The sequence below is a fragment of the Arthrobacter sp. 9AX genome, from assembly GCF_902506095.1.
Classification (GTDB): domain Bacteria; phylum Actinomycetota; class Actinomycetes; order Actinomycetales; family Micrococcaceae; genus Arthrobacter.
The window spans coordinates 2606900-2632191 of the sequence record NZ_LR733293.1 but is presented as its reverse complement, the minus strand read 5'-3'; the positions used below and the strand labels follow the sequence as shown (position 1 = coordinate 2632191).

Sequence of the window (25292 nt, the reverse complement as noted above, 5' to 3'; positions counted from 1 at the left end):
ACGTGGCCAGCTTTGTAGACCGGGTAGTACTGCATGTATCCGGCGGTACCGGCGGCCACGGGTGCGTCTCCGTCCACCGTGAGAAGTTCAAGCCGCTGGGCGGTCCCGACGGCGGCAACGGCGGCAACGGCGGCGACGTCATCCTCCGCGTTGACCACCAGACCACCACCCTCCTTGACTACCACCACGCGCCCCACCGCCACGCCACCAACGGCGGCCCGGGCATGGGTGACTGGCGCGGCGGGAAGAACGGCGAAACCCTGATCCTGCCCGTCCCGGACGGCACAGTGGTCAAGTCCAAAGACGGCGCTGTCCTCGCGGACCTCGTGGGCGAAGGAGCCGAGTACGTGGCGGCGGCAGGCGGCATCGGCGGCCTGGGCAACGCGGCGCTTTCCTCGCAGAAGCGCCGGGCACCCGGATTCGCCCTGCTCGGCATCGAGGGCGAATCCAGCGATATCATCCTCGAGCTCAAGTCGATCGCGGACATCGCGCTGGTGGGTTTCCCGTCCGCCGGCAAGTCCAGCCTCATCGCCGCCATGTCCGCGGCGCGCCCCAAAATCGCCGACTACCCCTTCACGACCCTGGTACCCAACCTCGGGGTGGTCCAGGCCGGGGACGTCCGCTTCACCATCGCCGACGTCCCGGGCCTGATCGAAGGCGCCAGCGAAGGCAGGGGACTGGGCCACCACTTCCTGCGCCACGTGGAGCGCTGCGCGGCCCTGGTCCACGTCCTTGACTGCGGCACCCTCGAATCGGACCGCGACCCCCTCTCCGATCTGGCCATCATCGAGGCCGAGCTGGAAAAGTACGCCGTGGACATGAGCTACGCCGGGCAGGACGGGGAAGTTGTTCCGCTCAACCACCGCCCCCGCCTTGTGGCGTTGAACAAAGTGGACCTGCCTGACGGCAAGGACATGGCCGAGTTTGTGCGGCCTGAACTTGAATCCCGCGGCTTCCAGGTATTTGAGGTGTCAGCCACCAGCCATGAGGGCCTGCGCCAGCTCGGCTTCGCCATGGCCGGGATCGTCAAGGCCGCCCGTGATGCGGTGGCAGCGGCTCCGCCCAAGGTCCAGCCCGCCGTGCTGCGCCCGCGCGCCGTCAACGAATCCGGCTTCAAGATCCGCCGGGAAGAGAAGGGCCTCGAGCCGCTGTTCCGCGTCCTCGGCGAAAAGCCCGTGCGCTGGGTCAAGCAGACGGACTTCACCAACGAGGAAGCCATCGGCTACCTTGCGGACAGGCTCGCCAAGCTCGGTGTGGAGACTGAACTGTTCAAGCAGGGCGCCAAGCCGGGCGACACCGTGGTCATCGGCGAGGACGACGGTGTCGTCTTCGACTGGGAGCCCACCATGATGGCCGGCGCGGAGCTCCTCGCGTCGCCGCGCGGCACCGACGTCCGCTTCGCCGACATCGGCGACCGCCCCACCCGCGGACAGAAGCGCGAAGAGCAGCAGGAACGCAAGGATGCCAAGGCCGCCGCCCGTGCCGAGCTGGAAGCGGAACGCAAGGCCGGCATCTGGACCGAGTCCGTGAGCAGCCGCCGCGTGGCCAAGCCCCTCAAGGAGAGTGGACTGGACGCAGGCGATGAGTTCTAGGGCTGCAGCGGCGGAACCGCTCACCCGTTCCGTGGACAGGAGCGTGCTCGCCAACGCGGGCCGGATCGTGGTCAAGGTGGGGTCATCCTCCCTGACCAGCATCAAGGGCGGTATCTCCGAAGAGTCACTGAGAGCCCTCGCGGATGCCCTGGCCGCCAAGCGCAACACCGGCACGGAGATCATCCTGGTGTCCTCCGGCGCCATCGCCGCGGGCCTGGCCCCCTTGGGCCTGGCGAAGCGCCCTCGCGACCTCGCCACCCAGCAGGCCGCCGCGAGTGTGGGCCAGGGCCTGCTGATGGCGCGCTACACCCAGGCTTTCGGTGCGCACGGCGTGACTGTCAGCCAGGTGCTTCTCACTGCCGATGACCTGATGCGCCGCAGCCAGCACACCAACGCGTTCCGCGCCCTGGACCGGCTCCTTAATCTGGGCGTGGTGCCGGTGGTCAACGAAAACGACACCGTGGCCACCCATGAGATCCGTTTTGGCGACAACGACCGCCTGGCGGCCCTGGTGGCGCACCTGGTCCGGGCCGATGCACTCGTGCTGCTGTCCGACGTCGACTCCTTGTACGACGGGCCGCCGTCCCTGGGCGCCAAAAGGATCCCGCTCGTTGCGGGACCCCGCGACCTGGAAGGCGTATCCATCGGGAAAACCGGCAAAGCCGGAGTGGGCACCGGCGGCATGCAGACCAAAGTGGAGGCAGCCACCATGGCCGCCGGTTCCGGGATCCATGCCCTGGTCACCTCAACACCCAACGCTGCTGCGGCGCTGAACGGCGAGGACGTAGGAACCTGGTTCACCGTCAATGGCGCCCGCAAGCCCGTCCGCCTGCTCTGGCTCGCGCACGTGGCGTCCGTACAGGGCCGGCTTGTGCTGGACGACGGCGCCGTGAAGGCTGTACGCCACCACCGCACCTCGCTGCTCCCGGCGGGTATCTCCGCCGTGCACGGCGATTTTGAAGCGGGCGACGCCGTCGAAATAGCAAGTGCCGACGGCACTGTGGTGGCGCGCGGGCTGGTCAACTACTCGTCTGCCGAACTCCCGCAGATGCTGGGCCGCTCCACCCGCGACCTCGGCGAGTCCCTTGGCAGCGGCTACGACCGCGAAGTTGTTCATGCAGACGACCTGGTGCTGGTTTGAGCTCCGGGCTCGCCTAAACTTGGAACATGACTGAGGCCCTGATCCACACCACTGCCGAAAACTCCGGAGACACCGCTGCCGCTTCCACGGCGCAGCCGGCCGGCTTCCCCGCAGCCCAGGTGCCGGCCGGGGCTCCGGTGTCCGGCGGCGCCGATGTCCAAGCGGCGGTCTACGCCCTCGCGGACCGTTCCCGTCATGCCGCCCGGCGGATGGCCATGGCCAACCGTGCCTGGAAAGACCGCGCCCTGCGTGCAGTGGGTACGGCTCTCGAGGCGAATACTGCGGCCATTCTCGCCGCCAACGCCAAGGACGTCGCCGCAGGCAAGGCCAATGGAACCTCCGCTGCCATGCTGGACCGGCTGACGCTGACGGAGGCACGGATCGCGGGCCTCGTCGCTGCCCTGGAGAACCTGGCCAACCTGCCGGATCCCGTGGGCAACGTGGTCCGTGGGCAGACCCTTCCCAACGGGCTCCGCCTGCGGCAGGTCAACGTGCCCATGGGCGTGGTGGCCGCCATCTACGAAGCCCGGCCCAACGTCACCGTGGACATCGCAGGGCTTGCCCTCAAGAGCGGCAACGCCGTCATCCTGCGCGGCGGCAGCGCGGCGGAAGCAACCAACGAAGTCCTGGTCCGCGTCCTGCGCGAGGCCCTGGATTCCGTCGGCCTGCCCGCCGACGCAGTGCAGACGGTGGACCAGTACGGGCGCGCCGGGGCCAACGTCCTCATGCGTGCCCGCGGCAAGGTGGACGTGCTGATTCCCCGCGGCGGCCGCGACCTCATCCAGACCGTAGTCACCAACTCCGCCGTTCCGGTGATAGAGACGGGGGAGGGGAACGTGCACATCTTTATTGACGAGTCAGCAGGCGAAGAGATGGCCGTGGAGATCCTCCTGAACGCCAAGACCCAGCGCCCCAGTGTGTGCAACACGGTGGAGACCCTGCTGGTGCACTCCGGCTCCACGGTGCTGCCCGCCGTCGCCGCCGCCCTGAGCAAGGCAGGCGTCCGGCTGCACACCGACGAACGCATCCGCGCCGCCCTGCCCGCGTCGATCGAGACGGAGCCGGCCACTGACGAGGACTGGGGCACCGAGTACATGGACCTCGACCTCGCCGTGGCCATGGTGGACAGCCTGGACGAGGCCGTGCAGCACATCCGTACCTGGACCACGGGGCACACCGAGGCGATCCTCACCAACAACCTGTCCAACGCCGAGCGTTTCATCGCCGAAGTGGACTCCGCCGCCGTGATCGTCAACGCCTCCACCCGCTTCACCGACGGCGGGGAACTGGGCCTTGGCGCCGAGGTGGGCATTTCCACGCAGAAGCTGCACGCCCGCGGCCCGATGGGCCTCACCGAACTGACCACCACCAAGTGGATCGTGCAGGGCGAGGGCCAGGTCCGCGGGTAGCAACGCGGTAACATAGACCAGAAGTCGCAAAACGGCGGAGCTTTCCGCTGCCACAATCCTTGAGCTAGGGGAGAACATGCTGTTCCAGCAGATTGCCGCAACTGTCGCCGAAGGCGGAGAACACGAAGAGCTCGCGCCGCTGTGGGCTGAACCGTGGGTCTTCGGGGTGTCCATTTTCGCGATACTGCTGGTCATGATGTTCATCACCCTCTCCTACACCAACCTCGGCAAGCGTCACTCGGTCACCGAGGAGCACGCGGATCCGCACCGCCAGCACCCGAACAAGCACGACCACGGGCAGGGCCACTAACATTTCCCGCGCTCTGCACCGTAACGGTGCCAACGGCAGGCTGCGGCTGGGCGTGATGGGCGGGACGTTTGATCCCATCCATCACGGCCACCTCGTGGCAGCCAGCGAAGTGGCCGCCGAGTTCGATTTGGACGAGGTGGTTTTTGTTCCCACGGGCCAGCCGTGGCAGAAGTCCCACAAGCAGGTCAGCGAGCCTGAGCACCGGTACCTCATGACCGTGATTGCCACGGCCTCCAACCCGAGGTTTACGGTCAGCCGGGTGGATGTTGACCGTCCGGGTCCCACGTACACCATCGACACCCTGCGCGATCTCCGTGCCCAGCGCCCGGAAGCGGACCTGTTCTTCATTACAGGAGCGGACGCGCTCGCGCAGATCCTGTCCTGGAAAGACATCGACGAACTGTGGTCACTTGCGCACTTCGTCGGCGTCACCAGGCCTGGACACGTACTGGACGGCATGGGACGCGAGGACGTCAGCCTGCTTGAGGTGCCGGCCATGGCCATCTCCTCCACGGACTGCCGTGTCCGCATCGCCGCGAACAATCCTGTCTGGTACCTCGTTCCTGACGGGGTGGTCCAGTACATCGCCAAGTATGGTCTTTACCTGGAAGACCCGGCAGGCGGGAATGCTCACACTTCCGAAGCAAGCGAACCAGCCAGCACTGAATGAGTTCTCAATGAGTCAGGAACAGCCCCCCATCCCCAGCCGCCGGGAACTCCGGAAGGCCAGGGATGCACAGCAGTCATCCGGGTCCGCAGGCACGGATCAGCTTTCGCCTGCCATAAAACAGCCCGCGGCAAGCCGGCCGGCCCCGGACGCAGGTGCTGCCGGCGCCAATGCCTCCAGCGCCGCCGCCCCGGGGGCGAAGTCCCCGCGTAACCCTTCCCCTGTACCGGAACAGACACACACCCAGCGGTCTTCCCAAATCCGCGCCCGGGACCGTGCCGCGCTGCGGACCCTCAAGGAACTCGAAGAAAAAGAGGGCCAGCTCGCAGCAGGCGGTCCGCCCACTCGGCGCCAACTCCGCCTGCAGCAGCTCAAAGAGCAGGCGTTGACGGCGGCCAACCCCATCGTGGCGCCCGCCGTTGCCGCCACCACTGCGCCGGGAGCCCGTCCCCTCGAGGGGCAACCCGGGCAGCAGGAATCCCCCGAGGAGAAAAAACCCAAGGTTCCCGGGAGCGCCGCTGCGCCCGCCCGCACTTTTGCCGCTCCCGAGGGAATGACCGTTGAACAGGCGCTGGCGGCGAGGTCCCTGCTCGCTGAGCAGGCCAAGAACCAGATCGCCAAGATGGAGCACATCGCTTCCCTGGATCCGGAAGCGGTGGACCCGGAGATCCTGGCGGAACAGATCGCACTGGCCGAACGTGCCGCCGTGATAAACCGCCGGGCCATGGCCCGGCAGAAGCTGGCCGAACAAGCCGGTGTGCCGGTCGCGGGCCAGGAACCACTTCCCGGCCAGGAAATCGTGCCTGGGCAGGAACCGGTCCCGGCCCCGGAGACGGGACCCGGCAAGAAGCCTGGACCCGGCAAGAAGCCTGGACCCGGCAAGAGGCCGCCGCAGGGCCAGCAAAAGCCCTCACAGCAAGGGACGTCTGCTGCCGGTCAACGGCCGGGTCCGTCAGCCGCCAGCAACCTGGCCATGGTCACCCCGCTGGAATTCGTCCAGGTGCCTGGAGTGGACCGGCCGGTGATGAAGCCGCCGGCAACATCCCATGTTCCGGTCACCACCCGGCCCGGCACCAAGGTCCCGCCTGCGGCCGGCACCAAAAAGCGGCGCCCCGCAGCCGGTGCGCGGACAGCTGCCTCCGATGCCGGAACCGGCCGCTCGCAGGTCATTGCCCGCGCCGAAGCCGCTGCCCGGGCGGCCGCCCGCCCCAGGCCTGCGGTACAGCCGCCGGCAGCGGTGGCCAGTGGCGACTCCGAGGACGTCTTCGAGGACCTGCCACGCATCCCGGCCCGGTCCGCCCATGGGCTTGATCCCCTCGATGCCGCCACGGCCGGCCTTGCCCGCGCCAACCGTAACCGGATGCTGCAGTTCTGCGTCCTGGCTTTCGGGATCCTGGCCCTGATCTCCGGCATTGTGCTGATCATCAGCGGCATGTCCCACTGACCGGTCCGGCCCGGCACCACACTTATAAACCAACAAGGAGTCCCGTGACTGCATCAGAATCATCCGTCATCACAGCCCGCGCCGCCGCCAAAGCAGCCGCGGACAAGATTGCCCAGGACATCGTGGCGCTGGATGTGAGCGAGCGCCTCGCCCTGGCCGACGTTTTCCTCATCGCTTCGGCGCCCAGCGAGCGGCAGGTCAACGCCATCGTTGACGGCATCGAGGAAGAACTCGCCAAGCAGGACCTGCGGCCAGTGCGCCGCGAAGGCCGTTCCGGCGGTCGTTGGGTTCTGCTGGACTACTCGGACATCGTCATCCACGTCCAGCACGAGGAAGACCGCGTGTTCTACGCGCTCGAGCGCCTCTGGAAGGACTGCCCCGTGGTGGACCTGCAGCTCGGCGACGACACCTCGGCCAAGGCGCCCGCAGGCTCCGACGCGGAGTAACATCCGCGGAACCACGCGGAATATGCCCGATTTGGAATTTTCGGAATTGCTGTTCTAAGATATTTGAGTTGCTTCGGGGAAACCCGGAAGAAAAGCTCGCAGAGCAGCAACAATTCGGGGCTGTGGCGCAGCTGGTAGCGCACCTGCATGGCATGCAGGGGGTCAGGGGTTCGAGTCCCCTCAGCTCCACCGATAATCCGCCGGAATCATCTGATTCCGGCGGATTTTTTGGTTTCCGGTGATTCCATCCAAGGGCCGGGACAGTGACGGCAGCCCGCGAAGACACGTCCAACGGCGCCGATTGGCGCGCCGGGCGAAAGTGCATTAAGCTGATCAGGTTGCTTCGGCGGGACACCGCAAAGGCAGCAAAGTTCGGGGCTGTGGCGCAGCTGGTAGCGCACCTGCATGGCATGCAGGGGGTCAGGGGTTCGAGTCCCCTCAGCTCCACCGGTAAGGGAACCATCCTGCGGGATGGTTCCCTTTTTCGTTAGTGATCGGCAGGGCTTCGGGCTTGCTTGCAAATCCTTGCCTTGAAGATTTGGATCCGCGGACAAGCTGAGGAACCTGGCTGAGGAACCTCGGGGACCCCGCGGAGAGGGCACTCCCGGCTGCCTTACAGCCAGCGCGTCCGGCGCAGCGGCGGCGGATCTCCGCCCGGCCGCTGGACCAGGACCTGGTTCACGCCGGTCAGCCCGTTCTCAAAACCCAGGGCACTGGAAGCCATGTACAGCCGCCATACCCGGGCCCGGCCCAGGCTCGTCAGCTTCGACGCCTCGTCCCAGTGCTCCTCCAGCCTGCTGACCCACGCCCTCAGGGTAAGGGCGTAGTGCCGGCGGAGGGCCTCAACATCCAGGATCTCGAAACCCGCGGATTCCAGGGCCAGTGACATCGCGCCCAGGCTGATCATCTCGCCGTCGGGAAACACGTACCGGGGGATAAACGAGTCGGGATCGGGGTCGGTGGGGCCGGCGTTCCAGGAAATGGCGTGGTTCAGTAACCGGCCGCCGGGGCGCAGCAGGTTGAACAAGGCGGCCGTGTACCGGGGCATCTCCACCCGGCCCACATGCTCCGACATTCCGATCGAGCTGACCGCGTCGAAGGGCCCATCCCGGACATCCCGGTAATCCTGCACCCGGATGTCCACATGTTCCGTGAGACCGGCTTCCGCCGCTCGTTTGCGCGCCAGGATGGCCTGCTCGTTGGACAGGGTCACCCCCACCACGGTGACACCGTACTTGGCAGCCGCGTGCAGTGCGAAGCTGCCCCACCCGCAACCAACGTCCAGCACGCGCATCCCTGCCGTGAGCCCCAGCTTGCGGCACACCAAGTCCAGTTTTGCTTCCTGGGCCGCATCCAGGCCATCGGCCAGCGCCGCACCGGAGGGCACCTGTCCGTCCCCGCTGCCGGGCCAGGCGTCTTCGGGCCACACAGCGCAGGAGTACACCATGGACGGCCCCAGCACCAGAGAATAGAAGTCGTTGCCCACGTCGTAGTGGTGGGAGATGGCAGCCGCATCGCGGCGCCGCGAGTGCACACGGCCCTTCGTTGCGATGCGCGCTTCCTCCGGCGGGGGAGCGGGGTTGGGTCCCAGCGCTCCCAACCTCACGGCCGTGCGGAACAGCGTCCACAGTTCACCGGCGCTGAGCGGCTTGAACGGACCGGGTTCAGCGAACTTGCCGGCCGAACTCAGCGCAGTGAAGGCGGCAAAAATGTCTCCTGGAGCATCAATGTCACCCGAAACGTAGGCGCGGCTAAGGCCCAACTGCCCGGGAGACCAAAGGATCCGCCGTAACGCGCGCCGGGAATGGAATTCCAGCACGGGCGCCCCTTCCGGTCCGGCCTCCGAGCCGTCCCACGCCCGGAGCCGGAGCGGGATTTCCGGGGTGCCGAGCACAATCGCCAAGGCCTTTGCGAGCCGATCTGCATTCCCGTTTCTGGTGGTCATGGCCGTCCTCCCTGTGTCCTTGGGGCCAACACTAAGGGAGGGACACCCCGCGCGACTATCATGGGTGGGTGAATTCTCCCCGCGCCGACGTTGTTGTTATCGGCGCTGGCCAGGCGGGGCTTTCGGCCGCGTTCCATCTTCAGCGCCGCGGGCTGGATTTCGTAGTGCTCGACGCCGAGGAGGGTCCGGGCGGTGCGTGGCGCCACCGGTGGAAGAGCCTTCGGATGGCAACCGTCAACGGCATCAGCGATCTTCCCGGCATCGCCAAACCCGCCGTGGACCCGCGGGAGCCGAGCTCGGAGTTCCTCACGCGCTACTTCCGCGAATATGAGCAGGAGCTGGGACTTTCGGTCCGGCGCCCGGTCCAGGTCCGGTCCGTCAGCCGCGAAGACGGCAATCCCGCCGGCAGGCTGCTGGTCAGCACGTCCGCCGGGGACTGGAGCGCCGCAGCGGTGATTAACGCCACCGGCACCTGGACCCGGCCGTTCTGGCCGATCTATCCCGGGCAGTCGACTTTCCGCGGCAGGCAGCTGCACGTGGCAGACTACGTTTCTGCCGACGAGTTCGTGGGCAAGCACGTCATCGTGGTGGGCGGCGGGATCTCCGCGGTAGGCCTCCTGGACGAAATTTCCCTCGTCACCACCACCAGCTGGTTTACCCGGCGGGAGCCGGTGTGGCGGGACGCCGAATTTGATGCCAAGGCCGGGCACGACGCCGTCGCCCTCGTCGAAGAGCGGGTCCGCCAAGGCCTGCCGCCGCAAAGCGTGGTTTCCGTCACAGGGCTGATCTGGACGCCGTCCCTCCGGGCGGCGGCTGCACGCGGTGCCCTCAACCGGCAGCCCATGTTCACCGCCATAGAGCCCGACGGCGTCCGGCTGGCGGACGGGAGCCACCTGGCTGCGGACGTCATCCTGTGGGCTACGGGTTTCCGCGCGGAACTGGAACACCTTGCCCCGCTCCACCTCCGGGGACCGGGCGGGGGAATCGTGATGGACGGAACGCAGGTAGCGGGCGAACCGCGCGTCCATTTGGTGGGCTACGGCCCGTCGTCATCCACCATTGGCGCGAACCGCGCCGGACGGGCCGCGGTGGCCGCCATCCTGAAGCTCCCCGGAATCCGCCCCACTGACGGCACGGTAAATTGGGGCTGACCGTCTGGAACCCGGACGGAAGTTTCCAACAGGAGAAGGCGGCTGGAACCAGGTGGCAGTAGAGAGTCTCGACGACGTCCTCCCGAAGCTTCGGCGCAGGCCGGACGTGGAAGCACCCAACCTGCAGGCCTGGGACGCCACCGACCGCCTGCTCCTCGACACCGCGGCGGAACTGATGCGGCCGGGACTCGGCCTGACGGTGATCGGCGACCGCTACGGCGCGCTGACCCTCGGCGCGCTGGCGGTGCTCGATCCCGGGGCCTTGAAGGTGCACCAGGACCTCATCACCGGTGAGCAGGCCCTGCGCCTGAACGCTGCCGAGGTCCTGGGCAATGCCGGCGCCGGCTTCACCCAACTGCCCCTTGGCCCGGAGCTGCTCGAGGGTGCCGGACTGGTCCTGCTGCAGCTGCCCAAGACCCTGGCCGAACTGGACCAGATTGCTGAGGCCGTGGTGCGCCACGCCGGGCCGGACGTGGTGCTCCTCGCCGGAGGCCGGGTCAAGCACATGTCACTGGGGATGAACGCCGTCCTGGAACGCCACTTCAGCTCCGTGACACCCCAGCTGGCCCGGCAGAAATCGCGTGTCATCGCAGCCAGCGGTCCCCGCGGGGCGGGCGGCCCGGAGCGCTTCCCGATCATCGAGCACCTCGCCGAAATCGAGCTGGACGTTGCTGCCCAGGGTGCGGTCTTCGCCGGACCGAAGCTGGACATCGGCACCCGGTTCCTGCTGACGTTCGTGCCCTCCATGCGCGCCGCTCAGCACGCCATCGACCTTGGCTGCGGAACCGGCATCCTGGCTGCCATGTATGCCAGGCAGCACCCGGGCTCAACTGTCACCGCCACGGACCAGTCAGCTGCGGCAGTCGCGTCCGCGCTGGCAACGGCCGGCATCAACGGCCTCGCCGGGCAGGTCCGTGTCCTGCAGGATGACGCCATGGCCACGCTTGCGGCAGGCATCGCTGACCTGATCCTCCTCAATCCGCCGTTCCACGTGGGCGCCGGGGTGCATGCCGGAGCGGGCCTGAAGCTCATCGAAGCAGCAGGCCGCGTGCTGGCTCCCGGCGGTGAACTATGGACCGTGTTCAACCGCCACCTGGCCTATTTCCCGGCACTGGAACGGCACGTCGGTCCCACGGTGGTGAAAGGCCAAAACTCCAAATTCACTGTGACCTTGAGCACGCGCCGAGGCCTCCGGTGACCTGTTTGAAACCATTGCCGCGGCAGCGAACTGCCCCGCGCCGCAGCCCACTGCGCTTTCCCGCACGAAGCGCCGCGCCGCCGGCCGCTCCTATGGGTCTGTGCCGGTGGGTAACGTACGATTCAGACATCAGTAACTATGTGCCGAACACGAAGGGGACGCCGTGACTGAGATCCGTCAATCCTCACCGAGGCGCGGCACCAACCTGCCCCGGATGGGCGATTTCAACCTCACGGTGATCCTGGACGCCATCCGCCGGTCCTCGGGCGGGCTGAGCCGGGTGGAACTCGCACAGATCGTGGGACTGTCACCGCAGACCATCTCGAACATTTCCCGCCGCCTCCTGGACCAGAACCTCATTGTCGAGGCCGGCAAGGAGGGCAGCGGCCCGGGTAAACCCCGCACCATCCTCCGCCTTAATCCCCGTGGAATGTTCGCCGTCGGCGTCCATCTTGACCCCGCCGTCACCACCTTTGTGGTCCTGGACCTGGTGGGTGCGGTGGTGCAGCATTCCCGCATCGATACGCCCGGCGGGAACGATCCCTCCGCGGTCATTTCCACCATCGCGGCGGAGATCTCCCAGCTGGTGGAACAGTCCGGTGTGGACCGGGACCGGATCGCAGGCCTCGGCGTGGCGGCCCCCGGGCCCATCGACCTGGACAACGGCACTGTGGTCGATCCGCCGCTGCTGCCCGGCTGGGACCGGGTGGAACTGCGCAACGCCCTCTCAGAGGCCACTGGATATTCCGTCCTGGTGGACAAGGATGTCACCAGCGCAGCCGTGGCCGAGACCTGGGCCGGTGGTCCCAGCGGAGCGGGCAGTTTCATTTTTATGTACATGGGTACCGGCATCGGCTGCGGGATCGTGCTCAACGACGAAGTGGTCCGGGGCACATCCGGCAACGCCGGCGAAATCGGCCACATTATGGTGGACCCGGACGGCCCGCCCTGTGACTGCGGCCTGCGCGGCTGTGTCAAGTCCTCCTGCATCCCGCAGGTCCTGGTGGCCGAGGCTGAGGCAGCCGGCATCCTGGACGGGTCCCGGTCCGGTAACAGCGGCGCCGAAATCCAGCAGAGCTTCTCCCGGCTGTGCGAACTTGCCGATGCGGGCGACGAACGCGCACTGGCCATCATCGATAAGTCCGCGGTACTGGTGGCCCGTGCGGTGTCGGTGGTCACCAATACCTTGGACGTTGAGCGGGTGGTTTTTGGCGGGCCTTTCTGGAGCCGCCTGGCCGAGCGCTATCTCGAGAAGGTGCCCCCGCTGCTGGACGCCAACAGCGCAGCCCGGCTGATCCACCCCATCGAGGTGGTGGGGACCGGGGTAGGCGAAGACGTCGGCGCCATCGGCGCGGCCTCGCTGGTCCTGGAACACACCCTGGCGCCGCGCGCACAGAGGCTGCTCCTGGAGAGCTGAGGGGCCAGCCCGCCCTTGTCCGGGGCCGGACACCCATCTAACATTTGCGTATTGCCGCGGCTGGGGCCCGCTGACAAAGGGGTCCGCAGCCTTCGATTGAATGGAGCACCATGCGTCGCCCGGCCCTGAAGAGCATGTCCCTGATTGCTTCCGCGCTTATTATCCTCACGGCGTGCACGCCGGAGTCCCCCGAGAGCAGCTCGAAGACCCTGAAGGTGGTGTACCAGAAAACGGATTCCTTCACCGCCCTGGAGACCATGTTCCAAACCGCCAAGCAGGAATTCGAGGCGGCCAACCAGGGCGTCACTGTTGAACTGCAGCCCATCCAGGGAAACGACGACGACTACGGGACCAAGCTGGCCCTTGCCCTCAGGTCGCCGTCCACCGCGCCGGACGTCTTTTACGAGGACACGTTCAAGGTCCGCTCCGACGTCGACGCCGGTTACCTCCTGAAGCTGGACAGCCACCTTGACGGCTGGGCGGACTGGGCAAAGTTCGACGACGGCGCCAAGGCGGCGGGCCGTGCGGACGACGGCGGAACGTACGCTGTGCCGCTGGGCACCGACACGCGGGCCATCTGGTACAACAAAAAGGTCTTCGAAGCCGCCGGGATCAGCCTTCCCTGGCAGCCGCACAGCTGGCAGGACATCCTGGACACCGCCCGGAAGATCAAAGCTGACGATCCCTCTGTCATCCCCTTCAACATGTACGCCGGGAAAGCTACCGGGGAGGGCACCGTGATGCAGGGCTTCTACGAACTGCTGTACGGCACCGGCGCCACCCTCTACGACGAGGAGTCCGGGAAGTGGGTGGTGGGCTCTGCCGGTTTCAAGGATTCGCTCGGCTTCCTCAAGACCCTTTATGGCGAGGGGCTGGCCGTGTCGCCTGCCGAGGCCCTCGATGCGAACGTCTGGAAAAAGGTTTTCGGCGAGTGGTTCCCCAACGGAAAGCTGGGTGCAACCGTGGAAGGTTCCTACTCGCCGTCGTTCTGGCAGGACGGCGGAAGCTACGAATGGCCCGGCTACGCGCAGGACATGGCCGTTGCCCCATTCCCCACGCAGGACGGCGGCGCCCCGGGAGCCGTAAGCATGTCCGGTGGCTGGACGCTGGCTGTTGGGGCCGGGACCAAGGAACCGGACCTCGCGTTCAAGTTCCTGAGCACGGCGCTCAACCGGGACAACTCGCTGAAATTCACGCTCGACAGTTCGCAGATCGCGGTCCGGAGCGACGTTGCGGGGGACGCCGGCTACCAGGCGGCAAATCCGTTTGTGAAGGACGTCTCCGGACTCGTCTCCGTCACCCGTTACCGGCCGGCCACGTCCGACTATCCGCGCATCTCTGCCGCAGTCCAGGAGGCTACGGAGGTTGTGATCACCGGCGCCAAGTCGCCCGAACAGGCGGCTGCGGACTATGACGCGGCCGTCACGGAGATCGTGGGCGGCGACAAGACCGTCCGGAAGTAAGCGGTGCCCGCCCGATTGCGGGGACGCGGGCTGCTGCGCTACCTGCCCCTCCTGCCTGCCGTCTTACTCCTGCTGGTTTTCCTGGCCGGTCCGGTGTTCTGGGCCTTCCAGGCGTCCTTTACGAACACCGGGTTGACGGGCCGGCACGCCCGCAACCCTGAGTGGGTGGGGCTGGACAACTACCAGCGGTTGCTGCTGGATCCGGTGTTTCCCCTGTCGCTGGGGCTGACAGTGCTGTTCGTGGCAGGGTCTGCCGTCCTGGGCCAGAACCTGCTGGGGCTTGCCCTCGCAGTCCTGATGCGGCGCGCGCGCCGGAGCGTGTCCGCGCTGGTGGGCACGGCGGTGGTGGCAGCGTGGGTGCTGCCCGAGATCGTGGCCGCCTTCGCCGCCTACGCCTACTTCAGCCGGGACGGCACGCTGAACCAGTTGCTCGGCGGCCTGGGAATGGGCCGGCCGGACTGGCTTTACTCCTGGCCGATGGTGGCGGTGGTGCTTGCGAATGTCTGGCGGGGCACGGCCTTTTCCATGCTGGTGTACCGCGCGGCACTGAACGACATCCCCACGGAAGTAGCCGAAGCCGCCCAGGTGGACGGCGCCGGCGGCTGGCAGCGGCTCGCGTTCATCACGCTGCCCATGATCCGCAGGAGCATCGCCACCAACCTGATGCTGATCACGCTGCAGACGCTCGCTGTATTCACGCTGGTCTGGGTGATGACCGCCGGCGGGCCGGCCAACGCCAGCACCACTTTGCCGGTCCTGGCCTACCAGGAGGCCTTCAAATTCGGGGATATCGGGTACGGAACGGCGGTGGCCTCGGTGTTGCTCCTCATCGGCGCGGTGTTCGGTGTTGGCTATATCCGGCTGCTGCGGGAGGAAAAGCAGTGACCGCGCCGGCAAGGGCGTCCAGGGTGGCGCCTTCCAGTGGAACCGCCAACCCGGTCAGGCCGCGGGACCGCCGCAGCAGTCCCGCCGACGTTGCCCTGCTGGTCCTGGGTGCCTGTTTTGTGCTGCCGCTGCTCTGGCTGGTCCTGGCTTCCCTTGACGCGGGTGCAGGCCACGAGACCAAGGTTCCGGCCGCGCTGACACTGGACAACTTTGCCGCCGTGCTGACTCCCGGGCTGTTGCTGCAGCCGCTGTGGAACAGCCTGCTCCTTTCGGCCGGGACTGCCACTGTCACCATGGCGGCCGCCGTGCTGGCCGCGTACCCGCTCTCCCGCTACCGCTCCCGGTTCAACACCCCGTTCATGTACGCGGTGCTCCTCGGGACCTGCCTGCCCATCACGGCGATCATGGTGCCGGTCTATGGTCTCTTCGTCCAGCTGGAGCTGCTGGATTCGGTGCCGGCCACCATGCTGTTTATGGCCGCCACGGCCCTGCCGATGGCCATCTGGATGACCAGGAACTTCATGGACGCCGTGCCGGTGTCCCTGGAGGAAGCGGCCTGGGTGGACGGCGCCTCCAGGATGACGGCGCTCCGGACCATCGTCCTGCCGCTGATGCGCCAGGGGCTGGGCGTGGTGTTCATTTTTGTGTTCATCCAGGCCTGGGGAAACTTCTTCGTCCCGTTTGTGCTGCTCCTGTCCGAGGCGAAGCAGCCCGCGGCGGTGTCCATCTTCAGCTTCTTCGGACAGCACGGCGCAGTTGCGTACGGCCAGCTGGCCGCCTTCTCCATCCTGTACTCACTGCCGGTGCTGGCCCTGTACGTCATTGTGGCCAGGGGCGCCGGCAACTCATTTGCGATGTCGGGCGCGGTCAGGGGCTGAGCCGCGCGGGAGCACGGCAGGCGCACGGGCCGCCCATCCGGGAAGCTGCCTAGTCGATGTCCTCAACAACCACCCCGTATGGGATGCTGTCGTCGAGGTGTGCCTGATGGCCGGTTGAGCCAGGGTTGTAAACAACCCGGACTCCATGAAGCTTGTCCGCGGCTGACTGCTGCAGGACAGGCCTGACAGTGTTGATGAACATCTCGCTTTTGTCCGCGAGAAAGTCCTTGTAACTGGCTGGAAGCTCACTCATGTCAAAAGGATAGACCTGGGCAGCCGCGGTGGGGAGAGGTCCCCATTGCCCGGGCCTGCGCGCCGGTCTTGGATAGGATGGCGGCGGAATGTGGTCCGGCCGGAACGCACGCCCAACACAGCCACCAGGGGGGGAACCGCAGTGCTTCAGACCAGCTCGTCCACAAGGATCGAACCGGCGGAGCTGGCACGGGCGCAGCAGGTTGCCGCCAACATCTCCCGGAGCTTCGAGGCGAAAATGGTGGGGCAGTCCCGGCTGCGCGAATCGCTGCTGGTGGGCCTGCTGGCCGGCGGGCACATCCTGCTGGAAAGCGTTCCGGGCCTGGCCAAAACCACTGCAGCGCAGACCGTCGCCGAAGCCATCAGCGCCGAGTTCCGGCGGATCCAGTGCACCCCGGACCTACTGCCCAGCGACATCGTGGGGACCCAGATCTACGACGCCGCCAAGGGAACCTTCGTCACGCAGCTTGGGCCGGTGCACGCCAACATCGTGCTGCTGGATGAGATCAACCGCTCCAGCGCCAAGACCCAGAGCGCCATGCTGGAGGCCATGCAGGAACGGCAGACGTCCATTGGCGGCCGGGAGTACCGGCTGCCGTCCCCGTTCCTGGTCCTGGCCACCCAGAACCCGATCGAGCAAGAAGGCACCTATCTGCTTCCGGAGGCCCAGATGGACCGCTTTATGCTCAAGGACGTCCTGGACTATCCCTCGCCGGCTGAGGAAGCAGAAATCATCCGCCGGATAGATGCCGGGGTTTTCACCGACGAGCAGAAACCGGCGGCCGCGGCCTCCCTGGATGCTGTGGTCCGGGTCCAGGACGTGGTGAAGCGCATCTACATCGATCCGGCCGTGATCAACTACATCGTGGGGCTGGTCTACGTCACCCGCAACGCGCAGCAGTACATCGATCCGCGGCTGGCAGGCTTCATCGAGTTCGGTGCCAGTCCGCGCGCCAGCATCGCCTTCAGCCAGGCCGCCCGTGCGGTGGCGCTCCTGCAGGGCCGCGACCATGTCATCCCCGAGGACGTTAAGTCGCTGGCCCACCGCGTCCTGCGGCACCGGCTCATGCTGAACTTCGAGGCCGTGGCTGAGCAGGTCCCGGTGGAAACGGTGATCGACGCCGTCGTCGCCGCCGTCCAGACGCCCTGAGGACGAAAGATGACCAGGCTCCTGTACCGGGTGAAGTCGAGGATGGCCATCTTCGCGCACCGCAAGGCCCGGGGAATGCTCGACGGCGAATACGGTTCCGTGTTTCGCGGCCGCAGCCTGGACTTTGATGACCTCCGCGCCTACGTTCCGGGCGACGAGGTGCGCGACCTTGACTGGAAGGCGACCGCACGCCATGGTTCGCCGCTGATCAAGAGGTACGTGGCCGTACGGCGGCAGACAGTCCTGCTCATCACCGATACCGGCCGCAACATGGCAGCAGAAGCAGCGGGCGGCGAAACCAAGAAGGACATCGCCGTTATGGCGTTGGGGGTCATGGGGTACCTTGCCCACCGCCACGGCGACATCGTGGGCCTGGTGTGCGGTGACGCCGACCGCACCACATCCGTTCCTGCCAAAAGCGGCGAGGCGCACCTCGAACGGCTCCTGCGCCACGTCCACGCCAGTGCCACGCCCGATTCCGCCGCCAGCCGGCTGGAGGACCAGCTGGAGCATGTGGCCCGCACCATCAAGGGTAGGTTCCTGCTGTTCGTGGTGGCGGACGAAATAGCGGCCACCCCGCCGCTGGCGCGGCTGCTCCGCCGGCTCCGGGCGCAGCACGAGATCCTGTGGCTCACTGTCCGCGACGCCCAGCTCACGGCAGAAGCTCGGTGGTACAGCGTGCACGATGCCTCGCCACTGTTGGGCCACCTCGCCGGAGCTCCCGGCGTGGCCGCAGCCTACGCCCGGGCAGAGCTGGTCAGGGACGCCGGGCGGAAGGACATGCTGCGCCGGGCAGGGATCACCGAGGGCTCGGTCAGCGAAAGCCAGGACGTCATCGCCGGGCTGTTCGCACTCCTGGAAAGGCACCGGCGTGCAGGCTGAACCTGAACTCCTCGGCCCGCTGCCATACAGCCCGCTGTGGACCTGGGCCGGGCTTGCCCTGCTGCTCCTGGTGGCTGCCTGGTACACCTTCGTTTTTGCCAGTACCCGGCCACCCCGCCAGAAGGCAACAGCGGTACCAGCCCCGCTCACGGACCTGCCGGCCCTCCGGGCGGCATACCTGCAGCGGATCACCGATGTGGAGCAGGAAGCGTCCGCGGGGAACGTCAGCGCCCGTGCGGCCCATCAACAGATCAGCCTCCTGTTCCGCCGATTCGTCCGCGACGCCACCGGGGTGGACGCGCCGAGGATGACCCGCGCCGACCTCGCAAGGCACCCCCTGGCTTCTGCTGCGGCGGCCGTCGGCGCGCTGTACCCCGGCGAGTTCGGGCCTGAACCCCTGCCCGCCGTCGCCGTCTCTGCCATGATGGCCCGTGAGGCGGTGCGGACGTGGAGCTGATGTCCTGGTGGCTGGTTCCTTTGGGCGCTGCCACGGCAGGGGTTGCAGCCTGGGCGGCATTGCGTCCGGGCCGGAGGAACAACGCACGACGGCGGCCGGCAGCCCACGTAGAAAGGCTTACCCAGCTGCCCGAGTACCAGGCAGCCTTGCGCCGGTACCGCCGCTGGTTGGCGGTTGCGACCATCGCCTGCGGCACCCTGCTGGCCTCAACCCTGCTGGCCGCCGCCCGGCCGGTGGGCATCGACACCATCAACCCGGAGCAGCACAACCGCGACATCGTCCTCTGCCTGGACGCCTCCGGATCCATGAGCAGCGCAGACGCAGAGGTGGTGGACGTGTTCGCCCGGCTGGCCGCAGACTTCAAAGGCGAACGCATAGGCCTCACCATTTTCGACAGCACAGCCATCCAGGTTTTCCCCCTCACCGACGACTACGAGTACGCCCGGGACCAGCTCACCCTGGCGCGCGACGCCTTCAACGGAAAACCCGGCACGTCCGGGTTCCTGGACGGCACCTGGAGCGGCCGCGGCTCATCGCTGATCGGGGACGGCCTGGCTTCCTGCGTCACCAGCTTCCCGCCCGGCCGGGAACAGCGCTCGCGGTCGGTAGTCCTGGCAACAGACAACTTCGTTTCCGGGGATCCGATCATGACGCTCCAGGAAGCGGCGGGACTCGCGAAGGAACGCGCCGTGCGTGTTTATGCACTGCATCCGGGAGACCTGGACTACGGACCGGACGCCCACCAGCCCGGGGCGCAACTCCGCGCAGCAGCCGAACTCAGCGGCGGGGCCTATCACGCCCTCGACAACCCGGAGGCAGTGCCTGGCATTGTGCAGGCCGTACAGGCAACCGAGGCCACTGCCCTCGGAGGTGCCCCGCGGGCAGTTGCCACCGAGGTGCCCGACCTGCCATTGGCCCTTGCGCTCCTGTCCGGCCTCGTGCTTGCCATAGCCTCCTGGCGGCTCCGGCCATGACGCTGCAGCCCATCCTGCCCGGGTGGCTCCTCCTGCCGGTTGTCGCGGCCGCGCTCGTTTTCCTTGGCTGGCGGATCCTTTCCGAACGGCGGCATCCAGGCGGCCGGACGCGGATACGCAGCGCCCTGCTGGTGCTGCTCCTCCTGGCGGCGGCCCTCCGGCCCGGGATCCCCGGAGGTTCTGCCCACGCCGCCACCTCGGACCTGAACGTGTTCTTTGTTGTGGACACCACCAGCAGCATGGTGGCCGTGGACTACGGCAACGCTGCTCCACGCCTGGACGGCGTCCGCCAGGACGTCATGGCCATCGCCGGGGAACTGCCGGGTGCCCGTTTTTCCGTGATCACCTTTGACACCGAAGCCCACGTCAGGATGCCCCTGACTACAGATACGACAGCGCTGGAAACCATCACTGCCATCCTCCAGCCGCAGGTTACGGCCTTTGCCAAGGGCAGCAGCATCACTGCCGCCCGCAAAGTGCTCGCGGACCGCCTGGCCGCCGCGAAGGACAGCCACCCCGATCGGCCCCGGCTTGTCTTCTACTTCGGTGACGGCGAACAAACCAGCGGGAAGGGGCCGGAGCCCATCAAAATGGACGGCGGCATGGTCGCCGGGGGAGCGGTGCTGGGTTACGGAACCGCCGCCGGCGGACGCATGAAGGAAAATACCGGGCTGGAGTCCGACGGCGATGCCCGCTACATCCAGGACAGCACCGGGGGTGCGCCGGGGGATGCCGTGTCCGTCATCGATGAGGACAGGCTCCGGGAGATCGCAGTCCAGTTGGAGGTACCGTATGTGCACCGGTCAGCCGGGGATGCTCTTCCGGCCATGATGCAGCAGGCGCGGCCCGGCGCCCTGGAACGCGCTGCCGACGACGGCACCCTTGGAGGCCGGATGGAGTTCTACTGGTTCTTCGCCGCCGGAGCCTTTGCCCTGGGCCTGGCTGCGATGATGGGCATCATCCGGCAGCTGCGCGACCTTAGGCCCGCGCCCCGGCCCCAACGGAAGGAAGCCGACAGCCAAGCAAAGGAGACGGTCCGGTGACCGGCCTCAAGCCTGTGGTGTCCAGGCCGGGCCGCGGTGTTGGCCGCGGCGACTCCGGCGCCGGCAGCCCGGACAGCAGTATCACCCTCGCCGTCCGGAAGGACGGGCTCCGGAGGAGGCTGTTGGTGTGGTCGGCTGTGCCCGCGCTGCTGGTGCTGTGCATCGCGGCAAAACTCCTCAGCCTCGGCCCCCTCGCCGGGCACGCCGCCCACGCCTTTGATGCCAAGGACGCGGCAGGCGCCGGAATGGCCGCGAAGGCGCTTCAGCCTGGAAATATGGTGGAGCGGCACAAGGCGCCGTTCGCCGCCGGGGACGCCGAGGCGCTCGCCGGCGACTATGCGGCCGCGCGGTTGCGGTTCGAGGAAGCCCTGGGGCTGGTCCCGGACGCGCAGGCCGGCTCGCCGGATGCGTGCGTCATCCGGCTCAACCTGGTGCTGGCCATTGAGCGTCTCGGCGACGAAAAATCACGTCAGGACGGTCCCGCGCAGGCCGCTGCCCTGTTTTCCGAAGCGCTGGAAGCGGCGGGCGCGGCGCCGGAGGGCTGCTTCGGCGCAGGTGGTGCCGACGGTGCGGGCGACAAGCTGACCCAGGCTGAAGGGCGGCTCAAGGAAAAACTCGAGGCAGCCACAGCCAACTCCGACGGACAGGGCTCTGCGGCGGGGGAGGATGCGCCGGATGAGCCGAAGGCCCAAGACCAGCTGGAACAGCTGGAAGATCGCGCCCGCGAATCCCAGCGCGAACGCAACAGCGGGCGGGAACGCAAGGAGTACCTCGAGGACTCAAGGTCTTCCGCCGGCCCGGACCGTCCCTGGTGAGACCCAAAGGCGGCGCCACCGCTACCTGGCCTCGAAGCGAAGAATATTCTGCCGGTGGGCGAAACAAGGCGTAAATATGCGTCTTAATTCGGGGCTCAACTTGAATGCTCCTCCGGCCGCTCCTAGAGTTCTATACAAGTTACCGCGGTAACGTGTCAGCGATCCTCCGTAGCGGAGGGTGTGGGTGCCCCCATGTGGGCCTGACATTTGCTCACGGACAACTTCATTCCAGGCGTAACAGTCGCGGTTGCGCCCTTGTGGAGTTCTCTCGTGTTCCCCAAACTCAAATTCATTGCCGGTTCCCCGTCCAGTTTCTGACAGGGAAACCCCAATGGCCCAAAGCCAAGGATGCAAATGTCGCCACCAAGCCTCATTGACACACACCCGAATCTCTCCGACGCCGCCCCGGTGGCACTTTCCTACGAGCTCTTCCCGCCCCGTTCGCCGGCCGCCGCGGAAACTCTCTGGACGACCATCCGGGAATTGGAAACCACCGGGCCCGATTACGTCTCCGTCACCTATGGCGCCAGCGGCTCCAACCGGGACACCGCCGTCGAACTCATCAACCGGCTCCTGCTCGAAACCACCCTCCGGCCGCTGGCCCACCTGACCTGCGTTGGCAACACGCCCCAGGAACTCGCGGGGATCATCGGCGAACTGCTGGATATCGGGGTGCGGGGCATCCTTGCCCTGCGCGGGGATCTTCCGAAGGACGGCGGCCAACCGGCGGCCGGATCACTGCGGTACGCCCAGGACCTGATCGAACTCATCCGCCGGGTGGAACAGCGCCGTTCGGCACTGCTCTGCGCCGGAAAGATCGCCGTGGGCGTGGCGGCGTACCCCACGCGCCATCCGGAGTCACCGAGCGAGGAGCACGACGTTGAGGTGCTGCTTGCCAAGCAGCGTTCAGGCGCGGACTTCGCTATCACGCAGGTGTTCTTCGAAACCGAGCAGTACGCGGATCTCCTCGCCAGGGCACGGCGTGCCGGCGTCACCATCCCCATCATCCCGGGCGTTATGCCGCTCACCAGCCTGCGCCGGCTGACGCGGCTGGGTGAACTGGCGGGCGTGGAGCCGGCACCCAGGCTGATGGAACGCCTGGCCGCCGCGGACAACGACATCGAACGGCTGCACATCGGCGTCGACGCCACCGTTGACCTAGCGAATGCCGCCCTCGATGCCGGCGCGCCTGGCATCCACCTTTACACGTTCAACGAACACCAAAGTGCGCTGGAAGTGCTGGACAAGCTCGCACTCCCGCGACACCAGCGCTCCGGTGCGCGGCACGACGCCCGCGCGCGGCGCCAGCTCGCCAGCTGAATATTTTCTGCGGATTAGCCGCACTGCCATAGGCCCAAGCTCTGCAGCCTGAACTTTGGAACCAGCTTCTACCTAAGGAAATTTGCCATGCCAGAAAACAACACGCCCTTCCCGTCCGCCTCCCTCCTGGGCTACCCGCGCATCGGCCGCCGCCGCGAACTCAAGAAGGCCGTTGAAGCCTACTGGGCCGGCAAGATCGACGCCGCGGCCCTGGGTGCTGCCGCGAAGGACATCCAGCTGACCATCGCCAAGCGACTGCAGGAGCTCGGCCTGACCGAAGCCGCCGCCGTTCCGGGCGCTTTCTCGTACTACGACCAGGTCCTGGACACCACCGCCCACCTGGGCGCTGTTCCGGCACGTTTCGGCAACCTCCTCAACGCTGACGGGCAGCTGGACATCGACGGCTACTTCACGCTGGCCCGCGGCAACAAGGAACAGCAGCCGCTGGAAATGACCAAGTGGTTCGACACCAACTACCATTACCTGGTCCCGGAAGTCGGCCCCGAGACCGGGTTCAGCCTCGCCTCCACTGCCAAGGTTGAGGAGTTCGCGTTCGCCTTCGCCAACGGCATCGAGACCCGCCCGTACATCGTTGGCCCGGTCACCTACCTGCTGCTGTCCAAGGCCTCCGACGACGCCCCCGCCGGCTTCGCCCCGCTGACCCGCCTCGAGGACATCCTGCCCGTTTACGTGCAGCTGCTCGAGAAGCTCGCCGCCGCCGGTGCGGGCTGGGTCCAGCTCGACGAGCCTGCACTGGTGGTTTACCAGGACACCCCGGCCGCCGAAATCGAAGCAGCCGTGGCCCGTGCCTACGAGGTGCTCACCGCTGCTGCCAACCGCCCGCAGATCCTCGTTTCCTCCCCGTACGGTTCGCTCGACGGCCAGCTGGGCACCCTCGCTGCCACCAACATCGAGGCCCTGCACATCGACGTCTTCAAGGGCGCCGTTCCTTCTGCCGCGGCCCTCGCCGGACTGGGCAGCAAGACCCTGGTTGCCGGCGTCGTTGACGGCCACAACATCTGGCGCAACGACCTCGCCGCATCGGCCGCGAAGCTGGATGCGCTGAAGGAAGCCGCCGGCAAGCTGGCCGTCTCCACCTCCACCTCCACTCAGCACGTCCCGCACGACGTCGCCGAGGAAACCGCCCTGCCCGAGCAGCTCCGCAGCTGGCTTGCCTTCTCCGACCAGAAGGCAGTGGAGGTCAAGACCCTGGCCGCCTACCTGGCAGATCCCACATCTGCCCAGGCTGCCATCGACGAGGCAACCGCAGTGATCGCCTCCCGTGCCACGGCCGAAGGCGTGCGCCGCGCAGACGTCCGTGCCCGCACCGAGGCCCTGACTGCAGCCGACTTCTCCCGCTCCGAGTACTCCGTCCGCGAAGCCGCGCAGGAAGAGGCACTGCACCTGCCGCCGCTGCCCACCACCACCATCGGCTCCTTCCCGCAGACGTCCGAGATCCGCTCGGCACGTGCCCGCAACAACAAGGGCGATCTCACCAACGAGCAGTACGAAAAGCTCATGAAGGACGAGATCAAGCGCGTCGTGGACCTGCAGGAAGAGCTCGGTTACGACGTCCTGGTGCACGGCGAGCCCGAGCGCAACGACATGGTGCAGTACTTCGCCGAGAACCTGGAAGGCTTCGACGTCACTGTCCACGGCTGGGTCCAGTCCTACGGTTCGCGCTGCACCCGTCCGTCCATCCTGTGGGGCGACGTGACCCGCACCGCCCCCATCACGGTGGCCTGGGCCGAGTACGCGCAGTCCCTGACCAGCAAGCCGATGAAGGGCATGCTCACCGGTCCGGTCACCATCCTGGCCTGGTCCTTCGTCCGCGACGACCAGCCGCTGGCCGAGACCGCCAACCAGGTTGGCCTGGCATTGCGCGATGAGATCGCAGACCTCGAAGCCGCAGGCATCAAGATCATCCAGGTGGACGAGCCCGCCCTGCGCGAGCTCCTCCCGCTGCGCAAGGCAGACCACGCCGACTACCTGAAGTGGTCCGTGGACTCCTTCCGCCTGGCCACCGCCGGTGCTGCCGACGCCACCCAGATCCACACCCACCTCTGCTACTCAGAGTTCGGCGTGATCATCGACGCGATCGACGGCCTCGACGCCGACGTCACCTCCATCGAGGCCGCACGGTCCCGCATGGAAGTTGTGCACGACCTCGAGTCCCACGGCTTCGGCCGCGGTGTGGGTCCGGGCGTCTACGACATCCACTCGCCGCGCGTTCCCGGTACCGGGGAAGTCACCGAGCTGCTCAGCACCGCGGTGAAGCACGTCCCGTCCCGCCAGCTCTGGGTCAACCCGGACTGCGGCCTGAAGACCCGCGGCTACGCCGAGACCGAGGAATCCCTGCGCAACCTGGTGGAGGCCACCAAGGCGGTCCGCGCCGGCCTGCTGGAAGCTGCCAAGTAGGTTCACAATGATGACGGCGGCCGGTCACCTCACGT

At 67.1% G+C, this 25292-nt stretch carries 23 protein-coding genes and 2 tRNA genes; 23 read left to right on the top strand and 2 right to left on the bottom strand.

Annotated elements, in window-relative coordinates:
• Positions 1 to 2 precede the first annotated feature (2 nt).
• The 9 genes from obgE (at position 3) to BACI348_RS12075 (ending at position 7456) form a co-directional block, all read left to right on the top strand.
• A complete protein-coding gene (gene obgE, locus BACI348_RS12115) occupies positions 3 to 1592 on the top strand; it encodes a GTPase ObgE (protein ID WP_159826150.1) in 1590 nt (529 codons plus the stop codon).
• On the top strand, positions 1582 to 2733 hold the full coding sequence (gene proB / locus BACI348_RS12110; RefSeq protein WP_159826148.1) for a glutamate 5-kinase: 1152 nt from the start codon (positions 1582 to 1584) through the stop codon (positions 2731 to 2733). The genes obgE and proB overlap by 11 nt, the downstream gene beginning before the upstream one ends.
• A 26-nt stretch (positions 2734 to 2759) precedes the next feature.
• On the top strand, positions 2760 to 4142 hold the full coding sequence (locus BACI348_RS12105) for a glutamate-5-semialdehyde dehydrogenase (protein WP_159826146.1): 1383 nt from the start codon (positions 2760 to 2762) through the stop codon (positions 4140 to 4142).
• 76 nt (positions 4143 to 4218) lie between these two features.
• Entirely contained in the window at positions 4219 to 4452 is a 234-nt protein-coding gene (locus BACI348_RS12100) for a hypothetical protein (RefSeq protein ID WP_159826144.1), read from the top strand.
• 13 nt (positions 4453 to 4465) lie between these two features.
• On the top strand, positions 4466 to 5122 hold the full coding sequence (nadD, locus tag BACI348_RS12095; protein ID WP_442858528.1) for a nicotinate-nucleotide adenylyltransferase: 657 nt from the start codon (positions 4466 to 4468) through the stop codon (positions 5120 to 5122).
• A gap of 7 nt (positions 5123 to 5129) precedes the next feature.
• Positions 5130 to 6563: a hypothetical protein gene (locus tag BACI348_RS12090; RefSeq protein WP_159826142.1), complete on the top strand. Its 1434-nt coding sequence runs from the start codon at positions 5130 to 5132 to the stop codon at positions 6561 to 6563.
• A 44-nt stretch (positions 6564 to 6607) separates the two neighbouring features.
• Positions 6608 to 7009 carry a ribosome silencing factor gene (gene rsfS / locus BACI348_RS12085; protein WP_159826140.1) on the top strand — a complete coding sequence of 134 codons (402 nt, stop codon included), beginning with the start codon at positions 6608 to 6610 and terminating at the stop codon, positions 7007 to 7009.
• 116 nt (positions 7010 to 7125) lie between these two features.
• Positions 7126 to 7198: transfer RNA gene (locus BACI348_RS12080), tRNA-Ala, on the top strand.
• 185 nt (positions 7199 to 7383) lie between these two features.
• Positions 7384 to 7456, top strand: a tRNA-Ala gene (locus tag BACI348_RS12075).
• A gap of 166 nt (positions 7457 to 7622) precedes the next feature.
• Here BACI348_RS12075 and BACI348_RS12070 read toward each other — a convergent pair.
• A complete protein-coding gene (locus BACI348_RS12070; RefSeq protein WP_159826138.1) occupies positions 7623 to 8954 on the bottom strand; it encodes a class I SAM-dependent methyltransferase in 1332 nt (443 codons plus the stop codon).
• Positions 8955 to 9022: 68 nt separating this feature from the next.
• Here BACI348_RS12070 and BACI348_RS12065 point away from each other — a divergent pair, with 68 nt between their 5' ends.
• The 6 genes from BACI348_RS12065 (at position 9023) to BACI348_RS12040 (ending at position 15946) form a co-directional block, all read left to right on the top strand.
• Positions 9023 to 10105 (top strand): FAD-dependent oxidoreductase, encoded by a 1083-nt coding sequence (locus BACI348_RS12065; RefSeq protein ID WP_159826136.1) that lies wholly within the window; start codon positions 9023 to 9025, stop codon positions 10103 to 10105.
• A 52-nt stretch (positions 10106 to 10157) separates the two neighbouring features.
• Entirely contained in the window at positions 10158 to 11303 is a 1146-nt protein-coding gene (locus BACI348_RS12060; RefSeq protein ID WP_159826134.1) for a class I SAM-dependent methyltransferase, read from the top strand.
• Positions 11304 to 11517: 214 nt separating this feature from the next.
• Positions 11518 to 12720 carry an ROK family transcriptional regulator gene (locus tag BACI348_RS12055; protein WP_159830041.1) on the top strand — a complete coding sequence of 401 codons (1203 nt, stop codon included), beginning with the start codon at positions 11518 to 11520 and terminating at the stop codon, positions 12718 to 12720.
• Between the two features lie 110 nt (positions 12721 to 12830).
• Positions 12831 to 14183, top strand: a complete 1353-nt coding sequence (locus BACI348_RS12050; RefSeq protein WP_159826132.1) for an extracellular solute-binding protein — start codon at positions 12831 to 12833, stop codon at positions 14181 to 14183.
• 3 nt (positions 14184 to 14186) lie between these two features.
• The gene (locus tag BACI348_RS12045; protein WP_236557543.1) at positions 14187 to 15068 is read left to right on the top strand and encodes a carbohydrate ABC transporter permease; all 882 of its coding nucleotides are present in this window, start codon (positions 14187 to 14189) and stop codon (positions 15066 to 15068) included.
• 23 nt (positions 15069 to 15091) lie between these two features.
• Positions 15092 to 15946 carry a carbohydrate ABC transporter permease gene (locus BACI348_RS12040; RefSeq protein WP_159826130.1) on the top strand — a complete coding sequence of 285 codons (855 nt, stop codon included), beginning with the start codon at positions 15092 to 15094 and terminating at the stop codon, positions 15944 to 15946.
• Positions 15947 to 15995: 49 nt separating this feature from the next.
• Here the strand turns inward: BACI348_RS12040 and BACI348_RS12035 are convergent, their stop codons facing one another.
• The gene (locus BACI348_RS12035) at positions 15996 to 16199 is read right to left on the bottom strand and encodes a hypothetical protein (RefSeq protein ID WP_159826128.1); all 204 of its coding nucleotides are present in this window, start codon (positions 16197 to 16199) and stop codon (positions 15996 to 15998) included.
• A gap of 141 nt (positions 16200 to 16340) precedes the next feature.
• Here BACI348_RS12035 and BACI348_RS12030 point away from each other — a divergent pair, with 141 nt between their 5' ends.
• The 8 genes from BACI348_RS12030 (at position 16341) to metE (ending at position 25257) form a co-directional block, all read left to right on the top strand.
• The gene (locus BACI348_RS12030; protein WP_159826126.1) at positions 16341 to 17348 is read left to right on the top strand and encodes an AAA family ATPase; all 1008 of its coding nucleotides are present in this window, start codon (positions 16341 to 16343) and stop codon (positions 17346 to 17348) included.
• Positions 17349 to 17357: 9 nt separating this feature from the next.
• Positions 17358 to 18230: a DUF58 domain-containing protein gene (locus BACI348_RS12025; protein WP_159826124.1), complete on the top strand. Its 873-nt coding sequence runs from the start codon at positions 17358 to 17360 to the stop codon at positions 18228 to 18230.
• A complete protein-coding gene (locus BACI348_RS12020; RefSeq protein ID WP_159826122.1) occupies positions 18220 to 18687 on the top strand; it encodes a hypothetical protein in 468 nt (155 codons plus the stop codon). Before BACI348_RS12025 ends, BACI348_RS12020 begins: the two co-directional genes overlap by 11 nt.
• Entirely contained in the window at positions 18687 to 19661 is a 975-nt protein-coding gene (locus BACI348_RS12015; protein WP_159830037.1) for a vWA domain-containing protein, read from the top strand. Before BACI348_RS12020 ends, BACI348_RS12015 begins: the two co-directional genes overlap by 1 nt.
• The gene (locus BACI348_RS12010) at positions 19658 to 20704 is read left to right on the top strand and encodes a vWA domain-containing protein (protein WP_159826120.1); all 1047 of its coding nucleotides are present in this window, start codon (positions 19658 to 19660) and stop codon (positions 20702 to 20704) included. Before BACI348_RS12015 ends, BACI348_RS12010 begins: the two co-directional genes overlap by 4 nt.
• Positions 20701 to 21519: a hypothetical protein gene (locus BACI348_RS12005; RefSeq protein ID WP_236557542.1), complete on the top strand. Its 819-nt coding sequence runs from the start codon at positions 20701 to 20703 to the stop codon at positions 21517 to 21519. Before BACI348_RS12010 ends, BACI348_RS12005 begins: the two co-directional genes overlap by 4 nt.
• A gap of 354 nt (positions 21520 to 21873) precedes the next feature.
• A complete protein-coding gene (locus BACI348_RS12000; protein ID WP_159826118.1) occupies positions 21874 to 22839 on the top strand; it encodes a methylenetetrahydrofolate reductase in 966 nt (321 codons plus the stop codon).
• A gap of 87 nt (positions 22840 to 22926) precedes the next feature.
• Positions 22927 to 25257 (top strand): 5-methyltetrahydropteroyltriglutamate--homocysteine S-methyltransferase, encoded by a 2331-nt coding sequence (gene metE, locus BACI348_RS11995; protein WP_159826116.1) that lies wholly within the window; start codon positions 22927 to 22929, stop codon positions 25255 to 25257.
• Positions 25258 to 25292 lie beyond the last annotated feature (35 nt).

What these genes read in the sequence shown, in the direction of transcription:
- BACI348_RS12100 (WP_159826144.1), top strand. Translation starts at nt 4,219, where the DNA reads ATGCTGTTCCAGCAGATTGCCGCAACTGTCGCCGAAGGCGGAGAACAC.
- BACI348_RS12055 (WP_159830041.1), top strand. Translation starts at nt 11,518, where the DNA reads ATGGGCGATTTCAACCTCACGGTGATCCTGGACGCCATCCGCCGGTCC.
- BACI348_RS12070 (WP_159826138.1), bottom strand. Translation starts at nt 8,954, where the DNA reads ATGACCACCAGAAACGGGAATGCAGATCGGCTCGCAAAGGCCTTGGCG.
- BACI348_RS12050 (WP_159826132.1), top strand. Translation starts at nt 12,831, where the DNA reads ATGCGTCGCCCGGCCCTGAAGAGCATGTCCCTGATTGCTTCCGCGCTT.
- BACI348_RS12105 (WP_159826146.1), top strand. Translation starts at nt 2,760, where the DNA reads ATGACTGAGGCCCTGATCCACACCACTGCCGAAAACTCCGGAGACACC.
- BACI348_RS12000 (WP_159826118.1), top strand. Translation starts at nt 21,874, where the DNA reads ATGTCGCCACCAAGCCTCATTGACACACACCCGAATCTCTCCGACGCC.
- BACI348_RS12025 (WP_159826124.1), top strand. Translation starts at nt 17,358, where the DNA reads ATGACCAGGCTCCTGTACCGGGTGAAGTCGAGGATGGCCATCTTCGCG.
- BACI348_RS12090 (WP_159826142.1), top strand. Translation starts at nt 5,130, where the DNA reads ATGAGTCAGGAACAGCCCCCCATCCCCAGCCGCCGGGAACTCCGGAAG.
- BACI348_RS12015 (WP_159830037.1), top strand. Translation starts at nt 18,687, where the DNA reads ATGTCCTGGTGGCTGGTTCCTTTGGGCGCTGCCACGGCAGGGGTTGCA.
- proB (WP_159826148.1), top strand. Translation starts at nt 1,582, where the DNA reads ATGAGTTCTAGGGCTGCAGCGGCGGAACCGCTCACCCGTTCCGTGGAC.
- BACI348_RS12035 (WP_159826128.1), bottom strand. Translation starts at nt 16,199, where the DNA reads ATGAGTGAGCTTCCAGCCAGTTACAAGGACTTTCTCGCGGACAAAAGC.
- BACI348_RS12010 (WP_159826120.1), top strand. Translation starts at nt 19,658, where the DNA reads ATGACGCTGCAGCCCATCCTGCCCGGGTGGCTCCTCCTGCCGGTTGTC.
- metE (WP_159826116.1), top strand. Translation starts at nt 22,927, where the DNA reads ATGCCAGAAAACAACACGCCCTTCCCGTCCGCCTCCCTCCTGGGCTAC.